Origin of the sequence: Winogradskyella sp. ECml5-4, from assembly GCF_036903175.1 — a bacterium.
Classification (GTDB): Bacteria; Bacteroidota; Bacteroidia; order Flavobacteriales; family Flavobacteriaceae; genus Winogradskyella; species Winogradskyella damuponensis.
In genome coordinates this window covers 21,027-36,606 of the sequence record NZ_JAYJLF010000004.1, presented here as the reverse complement: position 1 = coordinate 36,606, position 15,580 = coordinate 21,027, and the positions used below count along the sequence as shown (strand labels likewise).

Annotated in this window: 16 protein-coding genes; 6 read left to right on the top strand and 10 right to left on the bottom strand. The window is 31.9% G+C overall.

Annotation, left to right across the window (positions count from 1 at the left end; genetic code table 11):
• The first annotated feature begins 47 nt into the window (after nucleotides 1–47).
• Genes VDP25_RS04550 through VDP25_RS04540 form a run of 3 tightly spaced genes read left to right on the top strand, consistent with a single transcriptional unit; the run spans nucleotide 48 to nucleotide 1,901 of the window.
• Entirely contained in the window at nucleotides 48–659 is a 612-nt protein-coding gene (locus tag VDP25_RS04550) for a transcriptional regulator (protein ID WP_334467340.1), read from the top strand.
• Nucleotides 656–1,372 carry a DUF3307 domain-containing protein gene (locus VDP25_RS04545; RefSeq protein ID WP_334467338.1) on the top strand — a complete coding sequence of 239 codons (717 nt, stop codon included), beginning with the start codon at nucleotides 656–658 and terminating at the stop codon, nucleotides 1,370–1,372. The genes VDP25_RS04550 and VDP25_RS04545 overlap by 4 nt, the downstream gene beginning before the upstream one ends.
• Entirely contained in the window at nucleotides 1,365–1,901 is a 537-nt protein-coding gene (locus VDP25_RS04540) for an acyl-CoA thioesterase (protein ID WP_215925305.1), read from the top strand. Before VDP25_RS04545 ends, VDP25_RS04540 begins: the two co-directional genes overlap by 8 nt.
• Before the next feature lie 69 nt (nucleotides 1,902–1,970).
• On the opposite strand, the gene VDP25_RS04535 is transcribed toward VDP25_RS04540, so the two are convergent.
• The 3 genes from VDP25_RS04535 to rpmH form a co-directional block, all read right to left on the bottom strand.
• Nucleotides 1,971–2,354: a T9SS type A sorting domain-containing protein gene (locus VDP25_RS04535; RefSeq protein WP_334467336.1), complete on the bottom strand. Its 384-nt coding sequence runs from the start codon at nucleotides 2,352–2,354 to the stop codon at nucleotides 1,971–1,973.
• Nucleotides 2,355–2,431: 77 nt separating this feature from the next.
• Nucleotides 2,432–5,287 (bottom strand): carbamoyl-phosphate synthase large subunit, encoded by a 2,856-nt coding sequence (gene carB, locus VDP25_RS04530; RefSeq protein WP_334467334.1) that lies wholly within the window; start codon nucleotides 5,285–5,287, stop codon nucleotides 2,432–2,434.
• Between the two features lie 121 nt (nucleotides 5,288–5,408).
• Nucleotides 5,409–5,570: a 50S ribosomal protein L34 gene (rpmH, locus tag VDP25_RS04525; RefSeq protein ID WP_115818167.1), complete on the bottom strand. Its 162-nt coding sequence runs from the start codon at nucleotides 5,568–5,570 to the stop codon at nucleotides 5,409–5,411.
• 178 nt (nucleotides 5,571–5,748) lie between these two features.
• Here rpmH and VDP25_RS04520 point away from each other — a divergent pair, with 178 nt between their 5' ends.
• Nucleotides 5,749–6,327, top strand: a complete 579-nt coding sequence (locus tag VDP25_RS04520) for a DUF2892 domain-containing protein (protein WP_215925308.1) — start codon at nucleotides 5,749–5,751, stop codon at nucleotides 6,325–6,327.
• A gap of 2 nt (nucleotides 6,328–6,329) precedes the next feature.
• Here the strand turns inward: VDP25_RS04520 and cls are convergent, their stop codons facing one another.
• From cls to VDP25_RS04505, 3 genes are all read right to left on the bottom strand, one after another.
• Nucleotides 6,330–7,778 (bottom strand): cardiolipin synthase, encoded by a 1,449-nt coding sequence (cls, locus tag VDP25_RS04515; protein ID WP_334467328.1) that lies wholly within the window; start codon nucleotides 7,776–7,778, stop codon nucleotides 6,330–6,332.
• 3 nt (nucleotides 7,779–7,781) lie between these two features.
• Nucleotides 7,782–8,741, bottom strand: coding sequence for a lytic transglycosylase domain-containing protein (locus VDP25_RS04510; protein ID WP_334467326.1), 960 nt, complete (start codon nucleotides 8,739–8,741; stop codon nucleotides 7,782–7,784).
• Between the two features lie 131 nt (nucleotides 8,742–8,872).
• Nucleotides 8,873–9,535, bottom strand: a complete 663-nt coding sequence (locus VDP25_RS04505) for an alpha/beta hydrolase (protein WP_215925311.1) — start codon at nucleotides 9,533–9,535, stop codon at nucleotides 8,873–8,875.
• Between the two features lie 152 nt (nucleotides 9,536–9,687).
• Here VDP25_RS04505 and VDP25_RS04500 point away from each other — a divergent pair, with 152 nt between their 5' ends.
• Nucleotides 9,688–9,984 carry an N-acetyltransferase gene (locus VDP25_RS04500; protein WP_215925312.1) on the top strand — a complete coding sequence of 99 codons (297 nt, stop codon included), beginning with the start codon at nucleotides 9,688–9,690 and terminating at the stop codon, nucleotides 9,982–9,984.
• Nucleotides 9,985–10,056: 72 nt separating this feature from the next.
• Here VDP25_RS04500 and mtaB read toward each other — a convergent pair whose 3' ends face one another.
• A complete protein-coding gene (gene mtaB, locus VDP25_RS04495; RefSeq protein ID WP_334467323.1) occupies nucleotides 10,057–11,379 on the bottom strand; it encodes a tRNA (N(6)-L-threonylcarbamoyladenosine(37)-C(2))-methylthiotransferase MtaB in 1,323 nt (440 codons plus the stop codon).
• Between the two features lie 45 nt (nucleotides 11,380–11,424).
• Between mtaB and VDP25_RS04490 the strand changes: the two genes are divergently transcribed.
• A complete protein-coding gene (locus VDP25_RS04490; protein WP_334467321.1) occupies nucleotides 11,425–13,065 on the top strand; it encodes an ABC transporter substrate-binding protein in 1,641 nt (546 codons plus the stop codon).
• Here VDP25_RS04490 and VDP25_RS04485 read toward each other — a convergent pair.
• From VDP25_RS04485 to VDP25_RS04475, 3 genes are all read right to left on the bottom strand, one after another.
• Entirely contained in the window at nucleotides 13,052–13,954 is a 903-nt protein-coding gene (locus VDP25_RS04485; RefSeq protein WP_334467319.1) for a TolB family protein, read from the bottom strand. The genes VDP25_RS04490 and VDP25_RS04485 overlap by 14 nt on opposite strands.
• A 1-nt stretch (nucleotide 13,955) precedes the next feature.
• Nucleotides 13,956–15,131, bottom strand: a complete 1,176-nt coding sequence (locus VDP25_RS04480; RefSeq protein ID WP_334467317.1) for a GlmU family protein — start codon at nucleotides 15,129–15,131, stop codon at nucleotides 13,956–13,958.
• Nucleotides 15,132–15,265: 134 nt separating this feature from the next.
• Nucleotides 15,266–15,517, bottom strand: coding sequence for a type B 50S ribosomal protein L31 (locus VDP25_RS04475; protein WP_215925317.1), 252 nt, complete (start codon nucleotides 15,515–15,517; stop codon nucleotides 15,266–15,268).
• Between the last annotated feature and the right edge of the window lie 63 nt (nucleotides 15,518–15,580).

Sequence of the window (15,580 nt, the reverse complement as noted above, 5' to 3'; positions counted from 1 at the left end):
ATTATTCCGTTATAAAGGCATATATTTACAGTGTAAATGTAATTAATATGATTAGCATTATCACAGGAGATATTATAAAATCAAGACAAGCAAACAATGACGACTTGTGGCTTAATCCATTAAAATCTGCATTATCAAAAGTATCAGATAATGCGTCATTATATGCTATTTATAGAGGCGACAGCTTTCAATTAGAGCTACATACTATTGAAGATAGTTTTATAACTGCTGTATATATAAAAGCCTGTTTAAAATCTGTAAAAGGTTTAGATGTACGCATGTCAATTGGCATAGGCACAAAAAATTATCAAGGACATTCTGTAAGCGAATCTAATGGTGAAGCGTTTATATTTTCTGGAGAAACCTTTGAAACCCTTAAAAAGGAAAAACAAAATCTAAAACTAAAAACAAGCAATAACACCATAAATAAAGAAATTAACCTGTATTTTAGATTAGCATTAATAGCTATGGATAATTGGACAGTTAACTCTGCTGAAATTGTAAAACTAAGTTTAGAGCATCCTAATATGATTCAAGCCGAATTAGCTAAAATTATTGGTATTAGTCAAGATGCAGTAAGCAAGCGCCAAAAACGTGCCTATTTAGATGAAATTTTAAATTTAGACGCCGTATACAGACAAAAAATAGCACAACTATGATTGTATTACTCTTAAAACTTAGTCTTGCTCACCTTATTGGCGATTTCTTTTTGCAGCCCTTAAAATGGGTAAAAGACAAAGAAGAAAAAAAGCTAAAATCTATTTGGCTGTACGTTCATATAGCCATACATATTGCTTTAATGTTTCTTATGCTTTGGGATACATCATATACGCTACTAATTTTAAGTATTGGTGTTTCACATTTTATCATTGATGCTTTAAAACTCATTCTTCAAAAGAAAAAAACCAAACGGTTTTACTTTTTTACAGACCAGTTGTTACATTTTACTTCTATCGTAGGAATAGCGGCAGTATTTAGCGAAAATAATTTTGATTTTACATTTACAATAAGTAATCCATTAATTTTATTAATTTTTTGTTTGGCTTTTTTAACCCAACCCACGTCCATTATAATGAAAACCATATTTTCTAAATGGAATATTGCTAAACTTACCAAAAACAATGAGTCTTTAAAAGATGCTGGTCAATATATTGGTGTTTTAGAACGGCTTCTTGTTTTTATTTTTATTATTGTCGGGCAATGGGAGGCTGTAGGATTTTTAATTACTGCAAAATCCGTTTTTAGATTTGGTGACCTAACAGCATCTAAAGAACGAAAACTTACCGAATACATTTTAATAGGTACATTAATCAGTTTTGGCATTGCTATAATTACTAGTTTGCTATACTTAAATCTTATCAATTATGTTTAAAACTACGGAAGATTCTAGAATTCAGATTTCAGAATTAATGAAACCATCCTATGCTAATTTTGGAGGAAAAATTCACGGAGGTTATATCTTAAGTTTAATGGATAATGTTGCTTTTGCTTGCGCTTCAAAACATTCTCGTAGTTATTGCGTCACGGCCTCTGTTAATAAGGTTAACTTTTTAAACCCAATTGAAGTTGGCGAATTAGTAACCATGAAAGCTTCTGTTAACTATGTGGGCAAATCATCTATGGTTGTAGGTATAAGAGTAGAATCTGAAAATATTAGAACAGGCGAAAAGAAACACTGTAATTCTTCCTATTTTATTATGGTTGCTGTAGATGAAGATGGAAATACAGTTACAGTTCCAGGTTTAATTTTAACTAATAAATTAGCCGCCAAGCGTTTTATTAAATCTATAATTAGACGGGATAGTGATACCAAACGAAGTGCCGACTTAGAGAACCTTTATAAAAATGTAGACCAACACTTAGAACAATTAAAGGATTATCGTGTAAAACTTGATTTTTAATAAAAAAAGCTGCTTCCTTTTGATAGTTATCAAGATTGAAGCAGCTCTTTATTTGTTTTTTGTATTCCTTTATTGCTTGATAAAGCGTTTGGTTTGTGATTCTTTTTCGTTTGAAATTTTCACAAGATATACGCCAGTTTTCCAATTAGAAACATCTACTGAAGCTTCCAATTTAGTAATTGTACTTTTATGAATACGCTTACCTAAAACATCAAATACTTCGAGTGTCATATTTTCAGATGACGCAGGCAATTTAATATTTAACTTATTTTTTGAAGGATTCGGTGAAATTTTAAAACCTTCATCTTGATATAAAGCAATATTTTCACTTAAATCAGATATATAATTAGCGTTTTCTATAAACTTAACATCACCATTTACATTCCATGTCGCATTTGCAGACATAGTACTAAAAGTGAATATCGATATAAAAATGAGTAGTAATTTTTTCATATAATTTGGGCCTTATTATAGCTAAGTTAGTAATTATTAATGAATAACACTATACACTTCATCGAAAACTATGCCAATTACTTACTTAAATACATTTTTCTTCTTGCATATAAATCATAAAACTGATCGTCCTTTAAACTATCAATAAATAGGATACTTTCTCCCGTACTTTTCATTTCTGGTCCCAATTGTTTATTTACGTTTGGAAACTTATTAAATGAAAATACGGGTTGTTTTATAGCGTAACCTTCTAATTGTGGTTTAAAGTCAAAGTCTGTTACTTTTTTCTCACCTAACATTACTTTAGTAGCGTAGTTTACATAAGGTTCTTTGTAAGCTTTTGCAATAAAAGGCACTGTACGAGAAGCTCTTGGGTTAGCCTCAATGATATAAACAACATCATCTTTTATCGCAAATTGAATATTAATTAAACCAATAGTATCTAATGCTCTAGCAATAGTGTGTGTATGATCTATAATTTGTTGCATTACCAAATCACCTAAATTAAAAGCTGGTAATAAAGCATTACTATCACCTGAATGAATTCCACAAGGCTCAATATGCTCCATTATTCCAATGATATACACATTACCATCGGCATCACAAATAGCATCAGCTTCGGCTTCAATAGCGCCATCTAAATAATGATCTAATAACAATTTATTTCCTGGAATAGATTTTAATAAATCTATAACATGAGATTCTAATTCCTGCTTATTAATCACAATTTTCATCCCTTGTCCTCCTAATACATACGAAGGTCTAACCAATATTGGAAAGTCTAAAACATCTGCAATAGCTAAAGCTTCATCAGCAGATTCTGCAACGTCAAATTCTGGATAAGGAATATTGTTCTCTTTTAATATGTTTGAAAAACTACCTCTATCTTCAGCTAAATCTAAAGATTGGTAACTAGTTCCCATAATTTTGATACCATAACGCTCTAATTTTTCAGCAAGTTTTAAAGCGGTTTGTCCACCTAATTGCACAATAACACCTTCTGGTTTCTCATGCTGAATGATATCATAGATATGCTCCCAGAAAACAGGCTCAAAATATAATTTATCTGCGATATCAAAATCGGTAGACACCGTTTCAGGATTACAGTTAATCATTATGGTTTCATAGCCACATTCAGCTGCTGCCAAAACACCATGCACACAGCAATAATCAAACTCAATACCTTGCCCAATTCGGTTTGGCCCAGAACCTAAAACAATAATTTTCTTTTTATCTGAAACAATACTTTCGTTTTGTACATACACTTTTCCGTCTGCTGTTTCAACCTCACTTTCAAAAGTTGAATAATAATATGGTGTTTGTGCTTTAAATTCTGCCGCACAAGTATCTACCAATTTAAACACTCGGTTAATATTAAGTTCTTTTCGCTTATTATAAACCTGACTTTCTAAACAACCCAACATATGTGCTATTTGTCTATCACCATAGCCTTTCTGTTTCGCTTCTAGTAATAATTCGCGTTCAATAGTTTCTATTTTGAATTGAGAAATTTCTCTTTCAAGTTGAAATAATTCTTCATACTGCTTTAAAAACCACATATCAATTTTTGTGATTTCATGAATACGGCTTAACGGAATTCCCATAGCAACAGCATCATAAATCACAAATACGCGATCCCAACTTGCATGCGTTAATTTTTCAATAATAGTATCGTAATCTTTATATCCCTTTCCGTCTGCTCCTAAACCATTTCTTTTAATCTCAAGTGATTGTGTTGCTTTATGCAATGCTTCTTGAAATGATCGGCCAATAGACATCACCTCACCAACGGCTTTCATCTGTAAACCTAAAGTACGATCTGAACCTTCAAATTTATCAAAATTCCAACGTGGAATCTTAACGACTACGTAATCTAAGGTAGGCTCAAATAAGGCTGATGTAGATTTTGTAATCTGATTATCTAATTCATCTAAATTATAACCTATAGCTAATTTTGCTGCAATTTTAGCAATAGGATACCCTGTTGCTTTACTTGCTAATGCAGAGGAACGCGATACTCTCGGATTAATTTCAATAGCGATGATTTCCTCTTCATCATCAGGACTTACAGCAAACTGCACATTACAACCACCTGCAAAATCACCTATACTACGCATCATGTGAATAGCCATGTCTCGCATTTTCTGAAACGTTTTATCAGATAAGGTCATTGCTGGGGCAAGAGTAATAGAATCTCCTGTATGAATTCCCATTGGATCCATATTTTCAATTGTACAGATAATAACAACATTGTCGTTTTTATCACGTAATAATTCTAATTCGTATTCTTTCCAGCCAATAAGAGCTTTATCAATCATAACTTCATGAATTGGCGAAACCTCCAAACCACGTGTTAACATCTGGTCAAAATCTTCTTCTTTATAAACAAAAGAAGCTCCTTCTCCTCCTAAAGTATAAGATGCTCTAATAACAAGCGGAAAACCAAACTCTTGTGCAATCTCTTTTCCTTTAAGATAAGAAGTTGCTGTTGCTTGAGGTGCCATACCAACACCTATTTTTAACATTAACTCTCTAAACTGCTCTCTGTCTTCAGTGATATTAATGGCATCAATATCTACACCTATAATATCCACTCCAAAATCTTCCCAAATGCCTTTTTCATCGGCTTCAATACACAAGTTTAAAGCTGTTTGTCCTCCCATAGTTGGCAAAACAGCATCAATTTGAGGATGTTCTTTTAATATTTTTACTAAAGATTTTGTTGTTAATGGCAACAAATAAACATGATCTGCCATAGTAGGATCTGTCATTATTGTTGCAGGGTTAGAATTGATTAAAATCGTTTCAATTCCATCCTCTCGTAATGAGCGTAGTGCTTGAGAACCTGAGTAATCAAATTCGCAGGCTTGACCAATTACAATAGGACCTGAGCCGATTAGTAATACTGATTTTATGTTGTTGTTTTTAGGCATGAGACTTTATATTTGATGATCTAGTATATTTTTTTTGCAGTGCAAAAGTAGTTAAGAAATGGATACAAAAAAAGGCGTTACACCTAAGTAACGCCTCTAATATATTAACAATTGTTAATCATTATTTTTTATGTCTTGATTCAGTTGAAACAGACAATTTCTTTCTTCCTTTAGCTCTTCTACGTGCTAAAACTTTTCTTCCGTTAACAGAAGCCATTCTTTCTCTGAAACCGTGTTTGTTTCTTCTCTTTCTTTTTGACGGTTGAAACGTTCTTTTTGGCATGTCTTATATTTTTAAAAACTAATATTCCTTTTATATGATCTAAGTTGAGAGCTATCTCAAAACTGCGTGCAAATATACAACAAGTTTTTACTTTAGCAAATAGCAAAAGATTTTTTTTGAATAGATTTTAAACTCTTTGTTTTTATTACCTTTGCGCTCTGCAAAAACACACATAAATATGTTTAATAAAAATATAAAATTAGTCATTTTCGCATTAATAATAGGTTATGCGATATATCAATTCACTGAAGGTTACATTGGAAATGGTATAATGTACATATTACTTTCTACCATATTCATTTTTCTTTACTTTAAAAATGAAATGATTTTACTCGCTTTTTTAAAATTAAGAAAGCAAGATTTTGCGGGAGCAAAGAAATGGTTAGACAAAATTAAAAATCCTGAAGGTGCTTTAGTAAAGAAACAACAAGGCTATTTAAATTACCTCAATGGTATTATGGTTTCTCAAACCAATATGAATGAAGCCGAAGCTTATTTTAAGAAAGCGATTAGTTTAGGTTTATCTATGGATCATGATTTGGCTATGGCAAAATTAAATTTAGCTGGTATTGCTTTTTCTAAACGAAGAAAACCTGAAGCACAAAAATTATTAGCTGAAGCTGAAAAGTTAGATAAAAGAGATATGCTTGCTGAACAAATAAAAATGATGAAGCAGCAAATGAAAAAAGCGGTTATACCTAAACAACAATACGGCCAACCGACTTCAGCTAGACAGAATCGTAGAAGTAGACGTTAATTTTACAGTAAAGGCGCCATAAGTCGTGCCAAAGCTTCAATAAGCTTTGTGCGCTTAGATCGTTTTTGCCATGCTTCTAATTCTAACTTTTCACAGTCTTTTAAATCCTCATTAAACAGGTCTGTTAATTGATGGCTAAACTCCTTATTATAAATTAAGGCATTAACTTCAAAGTTAATATTAAAGCTTCTATAGTCCATATTAGTGGTACCAACAGTACTAAATACACCATCTACAACCATGGTTTTAGCATGAACAAAGCCTTTAGTGTATTGGTACACCTCCACTCCGGCTTCTAGCAGTAATTCTAAATAAGAGTTAGTAGCATATTCTGCTATCCATGAATCGGACCTTTTAGGTATAATAAGCTTTACTTTAATATTGCTTCTTGCAGTAACTTGTAGTGCTGTAATAATCTCACTGTTAGGAATAAAATAAGGAGTGGTTATATATACATGATCCTCGGCATTCGTAATAGCAACAAAAATCGCTTCCATTATATTAGACCAATCCGTATCTGGTCCGCTAGCGGCAATTTGAAGCGGTATATTTTCTTTACAATTATGATCTGGAAAATAGCTTTTAGAAATTTCTAATTTGTCATCACCAACAAAATCCCAAGTTGTAAAAAATAAGATTTGGAGTGGTTTTACAGCTTCACCTGTTATACGTACATGTGTATCTCTCCAATACCTATTATTATGGGCATTAACATAGTTATCTGAAATATTTATACCACCTACATACCCTATTTTCCCATCTATAATAGCAATTTTTCTATGGTCGCGATAATTCATTTGACCAGTAAATCTTGAAAATAAGACAGGCATAAATGCATACATTTCAATGCCGTTATCTTTCAGTTTACGTTTCATTTTAGAAGTTATAGAACTTCCTACATCATCTATTACGATTCTAATTTCTAGGCCTTCATTTGCTTTTTTACATAATAAATTGAGAATTTCTGTACCTATCTTATCATCTTTAATTATAAAATATTCAAGATGAATATGGTGTTTAGCCTCTTTTATATCTTTGATAAGTATTTTAAACTTCTCGTCACCATTTTTAATAAGCCTAACATCATTATTAATTGTAAGCTTAGATTTCTCACTATTGTATAATAAAGGAATGAGTTTGGATTTTTCTTCAAGCAATTCATCTACTTCATTAATAGCTTTAGTGTCAAGCTGCAATTGGTCCTGAATCTTTTTTACAATAGATTGATTTAAAACATGCTTTCTACTAAATATTTTAGTCTTTCTATATTCTTGTCCAAAAAAATAATAAACAATTAAACCCAAAAATGGCACAGCCAACAAACCTATTATATAGCTAAGGGCTTTAGTTGGGTTCAATTTTTTAAGTAAAATTGTTACAACAGCAGATAATGCAAGCGTATAATTGAGTGCAATTAAGATTTGCCAGATATGATTTCTAACAAATTCCAAGAATTAAGGTTGAGTATTAGTATTGTAATACCCTTTTTCAGGAATATCTATTTGATATGATTTTCTTGATTTATTATTTAAATGCGGCTCTCTTAACCAAGGATTATGAAGTTTTAAAATCTTATAGTTAATTCCAAATTTCTTTGCGAATTGCGCAAAATCGGTCACTGCAGTATCGACTTCGACCTTATAAGTTGGGACATGCTTATACAAATGACTCTTATTAAAATTGAAGCCATATTTCTCAGGATTAGAAAGAATTTCTTTTAGAGCTACAATTCTAAATACGTAACGACCGGTTTCTTCTCCTAGTAACAAATCATAATACCCATCAACATCTTGTTCTTTTAAACGTCTTGACACACCATAATTACCAGCATTATAAGCAGCGGCAGCTTTTGTCCATGAACCTAAGCTCTCTTTTGCTTTCTTTAAGTAATTACATGCGACTTCTGTTGCTTTTTCTAAATTATAACGCTCATCAACATTTGTATTTACTTCTAAACCATTTTCTTTTCCTGTAGCTTTCATAATTTGCCAAACACCACTAGCACCTGCTGGTGATTTTGCTGTTTGTACCAACCCACTTTCTATAACTGCTAAATATTTAAAATCATCTGGCACACCATTTTTCTTCAAAATTGGTTCTATAATAGGAAAATACTTTTGTGCACGTTTAAACATTAGCAAACCATTAGATTGCCAATAGGTATTGACTAATAGCTCTCTATCCATACGCTCATAGATATCGGGATCTTCAACAGGAACTGGTTCACCAGCAAAATTTAAATTTTCTGGCATTTCTAATGCGTATACATTATAACTATTTACAATTGGATCTTCCTTACCTAATAAATAATCTGAAGGTGCTTTTTTATCTGGTGCCTTTTGCATGGCAAAAATAAATAAGCCTGATATACAAACAACTCCGATTAGTGCTAAACTATTTTTTATGATTTTCATAAGTTTTAATTTATTTTAAACGCTTCATGTTATTCACTACCAATATGTGCTAAATGACAAGGCTATAAACATGCGCATTGTATAATTTTTCTTTTTTATAAATGTAATCAATCTAAGAACAAGATTCAAATTCAACCTTCAATAAGTTTTGGTAAATTTTCGTTAAACCATTTGTACTTATTAATGATCATAATATGTGTTCCGCCCTTAATTACGATACAATTTCCAACGCAAGAGTGCGGAAAAACAGCATCATTGTCTCCATGAATATATATCGCATCTGGATGAGCTTCCTCTTGACTCCAACAAACCATTTGTTTAATAGCCCAATCTAAATAGGTTTTATCATTTACAGATAAATATTTTTTATACAAATCCACACGTTTTTTTATGGTCTCTCCAAATGCATATTTGGCTAATAAATCAATATTACTCATCAATTGTGTAGGTAAAAATTTATAAGCCTTAGTAACTTTAAGTAATTTAAGCCGTTTTGGCAACTCGTGATGCGACTTTACACTAGAGACTACTATTAACTTTTTTAAGTTTAAATACTTACTCATTTCTTGTACTAAAACACCTCCAAAAGACACGCCTAACAAAACAACATTATCGTGTTTAATAAATGTACACATGCGCAAAGCATAATCTTTGAGTGTCTCATTTTTATTGGGAATCTGCCACTCTAGCCAATGGATTTCATAATTGTTTTTTGGAAGATCTATATGCTCAAATATAGATGGATTTGCAGCCATACCAGGCATTAAATAAATCTGTGTTAATTGGGGATTCATGGGGTGTGTTTGAGACGTCCTAATTAATTACAATTTAAGGTTTTAACAACAATAACCTAATACTTTAGTTGATTTTTTGTACCTTTGCACAGCAAAACTATATAAAATATAGTATCTACGCTACCAACCGCTGAATTTAATACAATAAAATTATGACAGAAACTGCTGAATTGATTGACAATGATTTTCTACGTCAATTTGAATTAAAGGTTGAAAACGAAATGGCTATTATTGAATATTCTTTACAAGAACGAAAGATATTCTTAACCAAAATGATTATTCCTGACACGATTAGAACAGATGAGTTTGAACTGGACTTTATTGATATGGTATTCTCTAATATTAAGGAACGTAACATTAGTGTAGTACCTACAAGTCCTGAAATCGCAAAATTTGTAAGGCGAAACAGGAAATATAAACGCATGCTACCAGTTGGAATTCGAATATAATTCTAGAAAAAAACATTAAAAAAATCCGAAACTTTAAAAGTTTCGGATTTTTTTTATCAGTGTATTACGTTTTTATTTTTCGAGAAATTTAAAACGCACCAAACCGTCTTCATCAATTTTAGTAAGTTCTACTTTATGCAATGTATTTACTAATTCTGGATTCCATGGTGTTTTAACCTTTACATAGTTTTCTGTAAAACCATGAATGTAACCTTCTTTATTTTCACTTTCAAATAAAACAGTTCGTTCTGTATTTATTTGTTTTTCGTAAAACGCGCGACGTTTTTTGGCAGATAAGCCTCGTAACATTTTACTGCGTTTAACTCTTTTAGCTTTAGACACCACATTTGGCATTTTAGCAGCTTCTGTATTATCACGTTCAGAATATTGAAATACGTGTAAATACGATATATCTAATGCGTTTAAAAAATTATAAGTCTCTAGAAACAGTTCATCTGTTTCACCAGGAAAACCAACAATCACATCCACACCAATACAAGCATGTGGCATAACTTCATTTATTTTTGAAACTCTGTCTACATATAATTCTTTCATGTAGCGACGTTTCATCTTTTTTAAGATGTCATTACTTCCACTTTGCAATGGAATATGAAAATGTGGTACAAAAGCTCTAGATTTAGAAACTAAATCTATGGATTCGTTTTTTAATAAATTAGGTTCAATAGATGAGATTCTCAATCGCTCAATACCTTCAACTTTATCAAGTTCTGTAACCAAATCTAAAAAAGTGTGTTCGTGTTTTTTATTCCCAAACTCTCCTTTTCCGTAGTCTCCAATATTTACACCTGTTAATACAATCTCCTTAATGCCTTGTTCTGAAATTTCTTTGGCATTCTTCAAAACATTTGCCATTGTATCACTTCTTGAAATCCCTCTCGCTAGAGGAATTGTACAATAAGTACATTTATAATCACAACCGTCTTGTACTTTTAAAAAAGCTCTAGTTCTGTCACCTATAGAATAACTACCAACATAGAAATCAGCATCTTCAATTTCACAAGAATGCACTTCACCTAAGTCATTTTTTGTAAGATCATTTAAGTAATCTGTAATTTTGAATTTCTCTGTCGCTCCCAATACCAAGTCTACACCATTAACGTCTGCTAATTCTTCAGGTTTTAATTGTGCATAGCAACCTATCGCCGCTACAAATGCTTCAGGATTATTCTTTTGAGCTTGTTTTACAATAGACTTAAAACGTTTATCTGCATTTTCAGTTACAGAACAGGTATTAATTACATAAATATCAGCCGATTCCTTAAAATCTACTCGATCAAATCCTTCGTCTGTAAAACCTCTAGCTATGGTAGACGTTTCAGAAAAATTCAGTTTACAACCTAGTGTATAAAATGCGACTTTTTTTGTTGGATTCATTCTTGTACTTTTACCAAGTTGGCAAATTTACAACATATAAGTTATATGCTAAAACTCAGACTATCCTTATTCAATAGATTACGTTATGGATCATTGTTTTTCATAATTTTATCGTGCAGCTCTAAAGAAAGCTCTCAATTAGACCATTTGGTATTTAGATACAACGAACACAAAAATATTGGCTCTTTAGACCCTGCTTTTTCTAAAGATTTAGCAGACATTTGGGCAACACATCAATTGTTTAATGGTTTAGTACAAATGGATGACCAGCTTAACGTTAAACCTTCCATTGCTAAAAATTGGACCATTACAGATAGTGCCAAAACCTACACTTTTACACTTAGAAACGATGTAAAGTTTCATAAACATGAATTATTTGCGACTTCTTCAAACAGTCAGGATTCTACTAGAATTGTAAATGCTTCTGACTTTGAATATAGTTTCAATAGATTAAAAGATAAAACCATTGCTTCTCCAGGTAGTTGGGTTTTAAATAAAGTAGAAGACTTTTCTGCTATTAACGATTCAACATTTCAAATTAAATTAAAACAACCTTTTCCTGCATTTTTAGGTTTGTTAACCATGAAATACTGTTCTGTTGTTCCTAAAGAGATCGTAGAACATTATGGTAATGATTTTAGAGCACATCCCATAGGAACTGGTCCTTTTAAATTTAAACGCTGGGAAGAAAACTTAAAGTTAGTATTTAGACGAAATGAGCATTATTTTGAAACCGATGCTCATGAGCAACAGCTGCCGTATCTTGAAGCTATTGCTATTACTTTTTTGCCAGATAAGCAAAGTGAGTTTCTACAGTTTGCACAAGGTAATATTGACTTTGTTTCTGGTTTAGATGGTTCTTATAAAGATGAAATTTTAACCGCCGAAGGAAAATTAAGGGCAACCTATGCTGATGACGTAAAAATGATAAGAGGACCATATCTTAACACCGAATATTTAGCCTTTTTTATGGCATCTGAAGTCAATGAAATTCAGGCATTAAAACTGAGAAAAGCAATTAATGTAGGTTTTGACAGAAACAAAATGATGACGTATTTAAGAAATGGCATTGGAATTCCTGCAAATGGCGGTTTTATACCAAAAGGTTTACCTGGTTTTGATGCTTCTATTGGTTTTAAATATCAACCTGAATTAGCCAAACAACTCGTTTCAGAATTCAAGACTGAAACTGGAATTAAAAACCCAGAAATCACCCTCACCACCACAAGCAATTATTTAAGTTTTTGTGAATTTATTCAACGCGAATTACAGAAAACGGGCTTATTAGTTAATGTGGATGTTATACCACCTTCTAGCTTAAAAGATGCTAAAGCTAATGGGCAAGTCGATTTTTTTAGAGCGAGTTGGATAGCCGATTATCCTGATGCTGAAAATTATTTATCGTTATATTACAGTAAGAATTTTGCACCAAACGGCCCCAATTATACTCATTTTAAAAATTCAAAATTCGACCAAATGTATGAAGCTGCTTATTTAGAAACTAATCCTGATTTACGAGCAAAACTTTATACTAAAATGGATTCGCTTATTATGAACTCTGCTCCTATTGTACCACTCTTTTATGACGAAGTAGTTAGGTTTACAAGACAAAACGTAAATGGTTTAGGAATTAACGCTACAAATTTATTGGAATTAAAATCGGTAAGAAAAACTAAAATCCAGTAAAATAATAAAGGTCATCACCACCTTCACCTCTAGAGCGTCTAGATGATATAAATCCTGAGGTTAAATCATCATTTAAGAAAAATGAAAAATCATCACCACGACTATTAATAGGTTCATCTAAAGATACCGGTTCTTTAATGATGTTAGTAGCATTTAAATCGTATTCATAAATATCTATACCACCTTTTCCTCCACGTCTATCCGAAGAGAAGTACAACTTATTATCTGCACTAACAAAAGGAAAGGTCTCAGTACGTGGCGAATTAATATGTTCTCCTAATTTTGTCACTTCTCCATAAGTTTTATGATCAGAAACGGAAACTTTGTATAAATCTGATTTGCCTTTTGTCCCTTTAATATCTGCAATAAAATATAATGTAGACCCATCTGGACTTAAAGCAGGATGCGCAAAATTATAATCTGGATCACAAAATGGTAAGGTGGTTATGTTTGTCCAACCTTTGCCTTCCACATACTCTGCTCTTTGTATTAAAAGGTTAAACGTATTCATATCCTTTAACTTATTTTCTCCTTTTTCGGTGTGATTTGCTGTATAATACATATACTTACCATCTTTAGAATAAGTTGAAACAGACATATTAGACATACCTACATCCTTCTTCTTTACAAGCTTAGCATCCTTTATCTCTCCGTCTTCTCGCAATGGAGCCTCATAAATGGCATATAAATTTTGCGCATATTTATCTAATATTGCTCTACCACTTCTAGTCACTAAATTAGAACTAAAAAACACTTTATCTTTTACAACTCTTGCTGCAAAATGATCGAGTTTGTTGTTTATTTTTAGTCTTTTGACTTCGACCTCTTGAGAAAATCCAAGGCTTAAAATAAATAAAAAAAGTAGGGTAAATTGGGGTTTTAGTATCATGCTATTCTCTTCTATATTGTTTTGTTTCTTCAAAAATATGCTCTAAAATCGCTTTATCTTGGTCTGTAAACTCTTCTTTTCGTCTTGCCATAACTACTTCTGCAACTTCAAATGCTTTATTAGTTTTATAGGTTACAAAGCCTTTACTTCCGCCCCAAGAAAAGCTTGGCACAAAATTTCTAGGAAATCCACTTCCAAAGATATTAGCACTTACACCAACAACTGTACCAGTATTAAACATGGTGTTAATACCACATTTACTGTGATCTCCCATCATTAATCCGCAGAATTGCAATCCTGTTTTAGCAAAACCTTCGGTTTGGTAATCCCAAAGCCTTACTTCTGCATAGTTATTTTTTAAGTTACTGTTATTGGTATCTGCACCAAGGTTACACCATTCTCCTAATACTGAATTACCTAAAAAGCCATCGTGCCCTTTATTAGAAAAACCAAAAATAACAGAATTACTAACCTCTCCACCTACTTTGCTATGTGGCCCAATAGTGGTTGGTCCATAAATTTTACTAGCCATTTTTAATGTCGCATTATTACAAAGAGCCAAAGGCCCTCTAACAATAGAACCCTCCATAATTTCGGCATTTCTACCAATGTAAATTGGACCAGAACTGGCATTTAAAGTTGCAAAATTTAAAGTTGCTCCTTTTTCAATAAAAATATTTTCAGGATTTATGGTATTGATTGTCGCAGGAATTGGTTCTGATTGTCGGTCCTTTGTTATTAAGTTAAAATCCTCAACTAAGGCTTCACCATTCTTAGAAAAAATATCCCAAGTATGCTCAATTTTCAGAATATCACCTTCAAATTCTATCGCTTCAAAATTTGAAAAATCATTCACTTCCTCTCCTTCTTTAGCAAAAAAGGCAATGACATCTTCTGCTTTAAATAAAGCCTGATTATGATTTAAGTTTTTTACAACTTCAACCACTTCCATATTAGGTAAAAAAGACGCATTAATCATAATGTTGTCTTCCATTTCTACCATTGGAAACTTATCTGCCAAATAGTCTTCAGTTACAGTAGTGGTAGTATATTCTAAATACGACTCCCATTTTTGACGAATCGTTAAAATACCGACTCTAATATCTGCAACAGGTCTTGTAAATGTAAATGGCAACAAGTTGTTGCGGTATGGGCCATCAAAAAGTATATAGTTCATTCTGAGTTTAAAATTTAAAGTTTTTAGCTTCAACTAAAAACCTCGATTAACCCTTCAAAAATAACTTAATTGTATAAAACAAAAAAGCCTTTCTGTTAAAGAAGGGCTTTTTAAAAATATCTAATAGCTTGAGTTTATTTTTTAAACTTAGCGTATTTGTTTTTGAATTTATCAATACGACCAGCTGTATCTACTAATTTAGATTTACCGGTATAGTATGGATGAGATGTTCTAGAAATCTCCAACTTAACTAATGGATATTCAACACCGTCAACTTCAATAGTTTCACTTGTATCTGCTGTAGATTTAGTTAAAAATACATCTTCGTTAGACATATCTTTAAACGCTACTACTCTATAATTTTCTGGATGTATTCCTGCTTTCATCACTAAATGCTTTAAATGTATTCGATTTTTCGAGGTGCAAATTTAAGTATTTTTTATAAATGT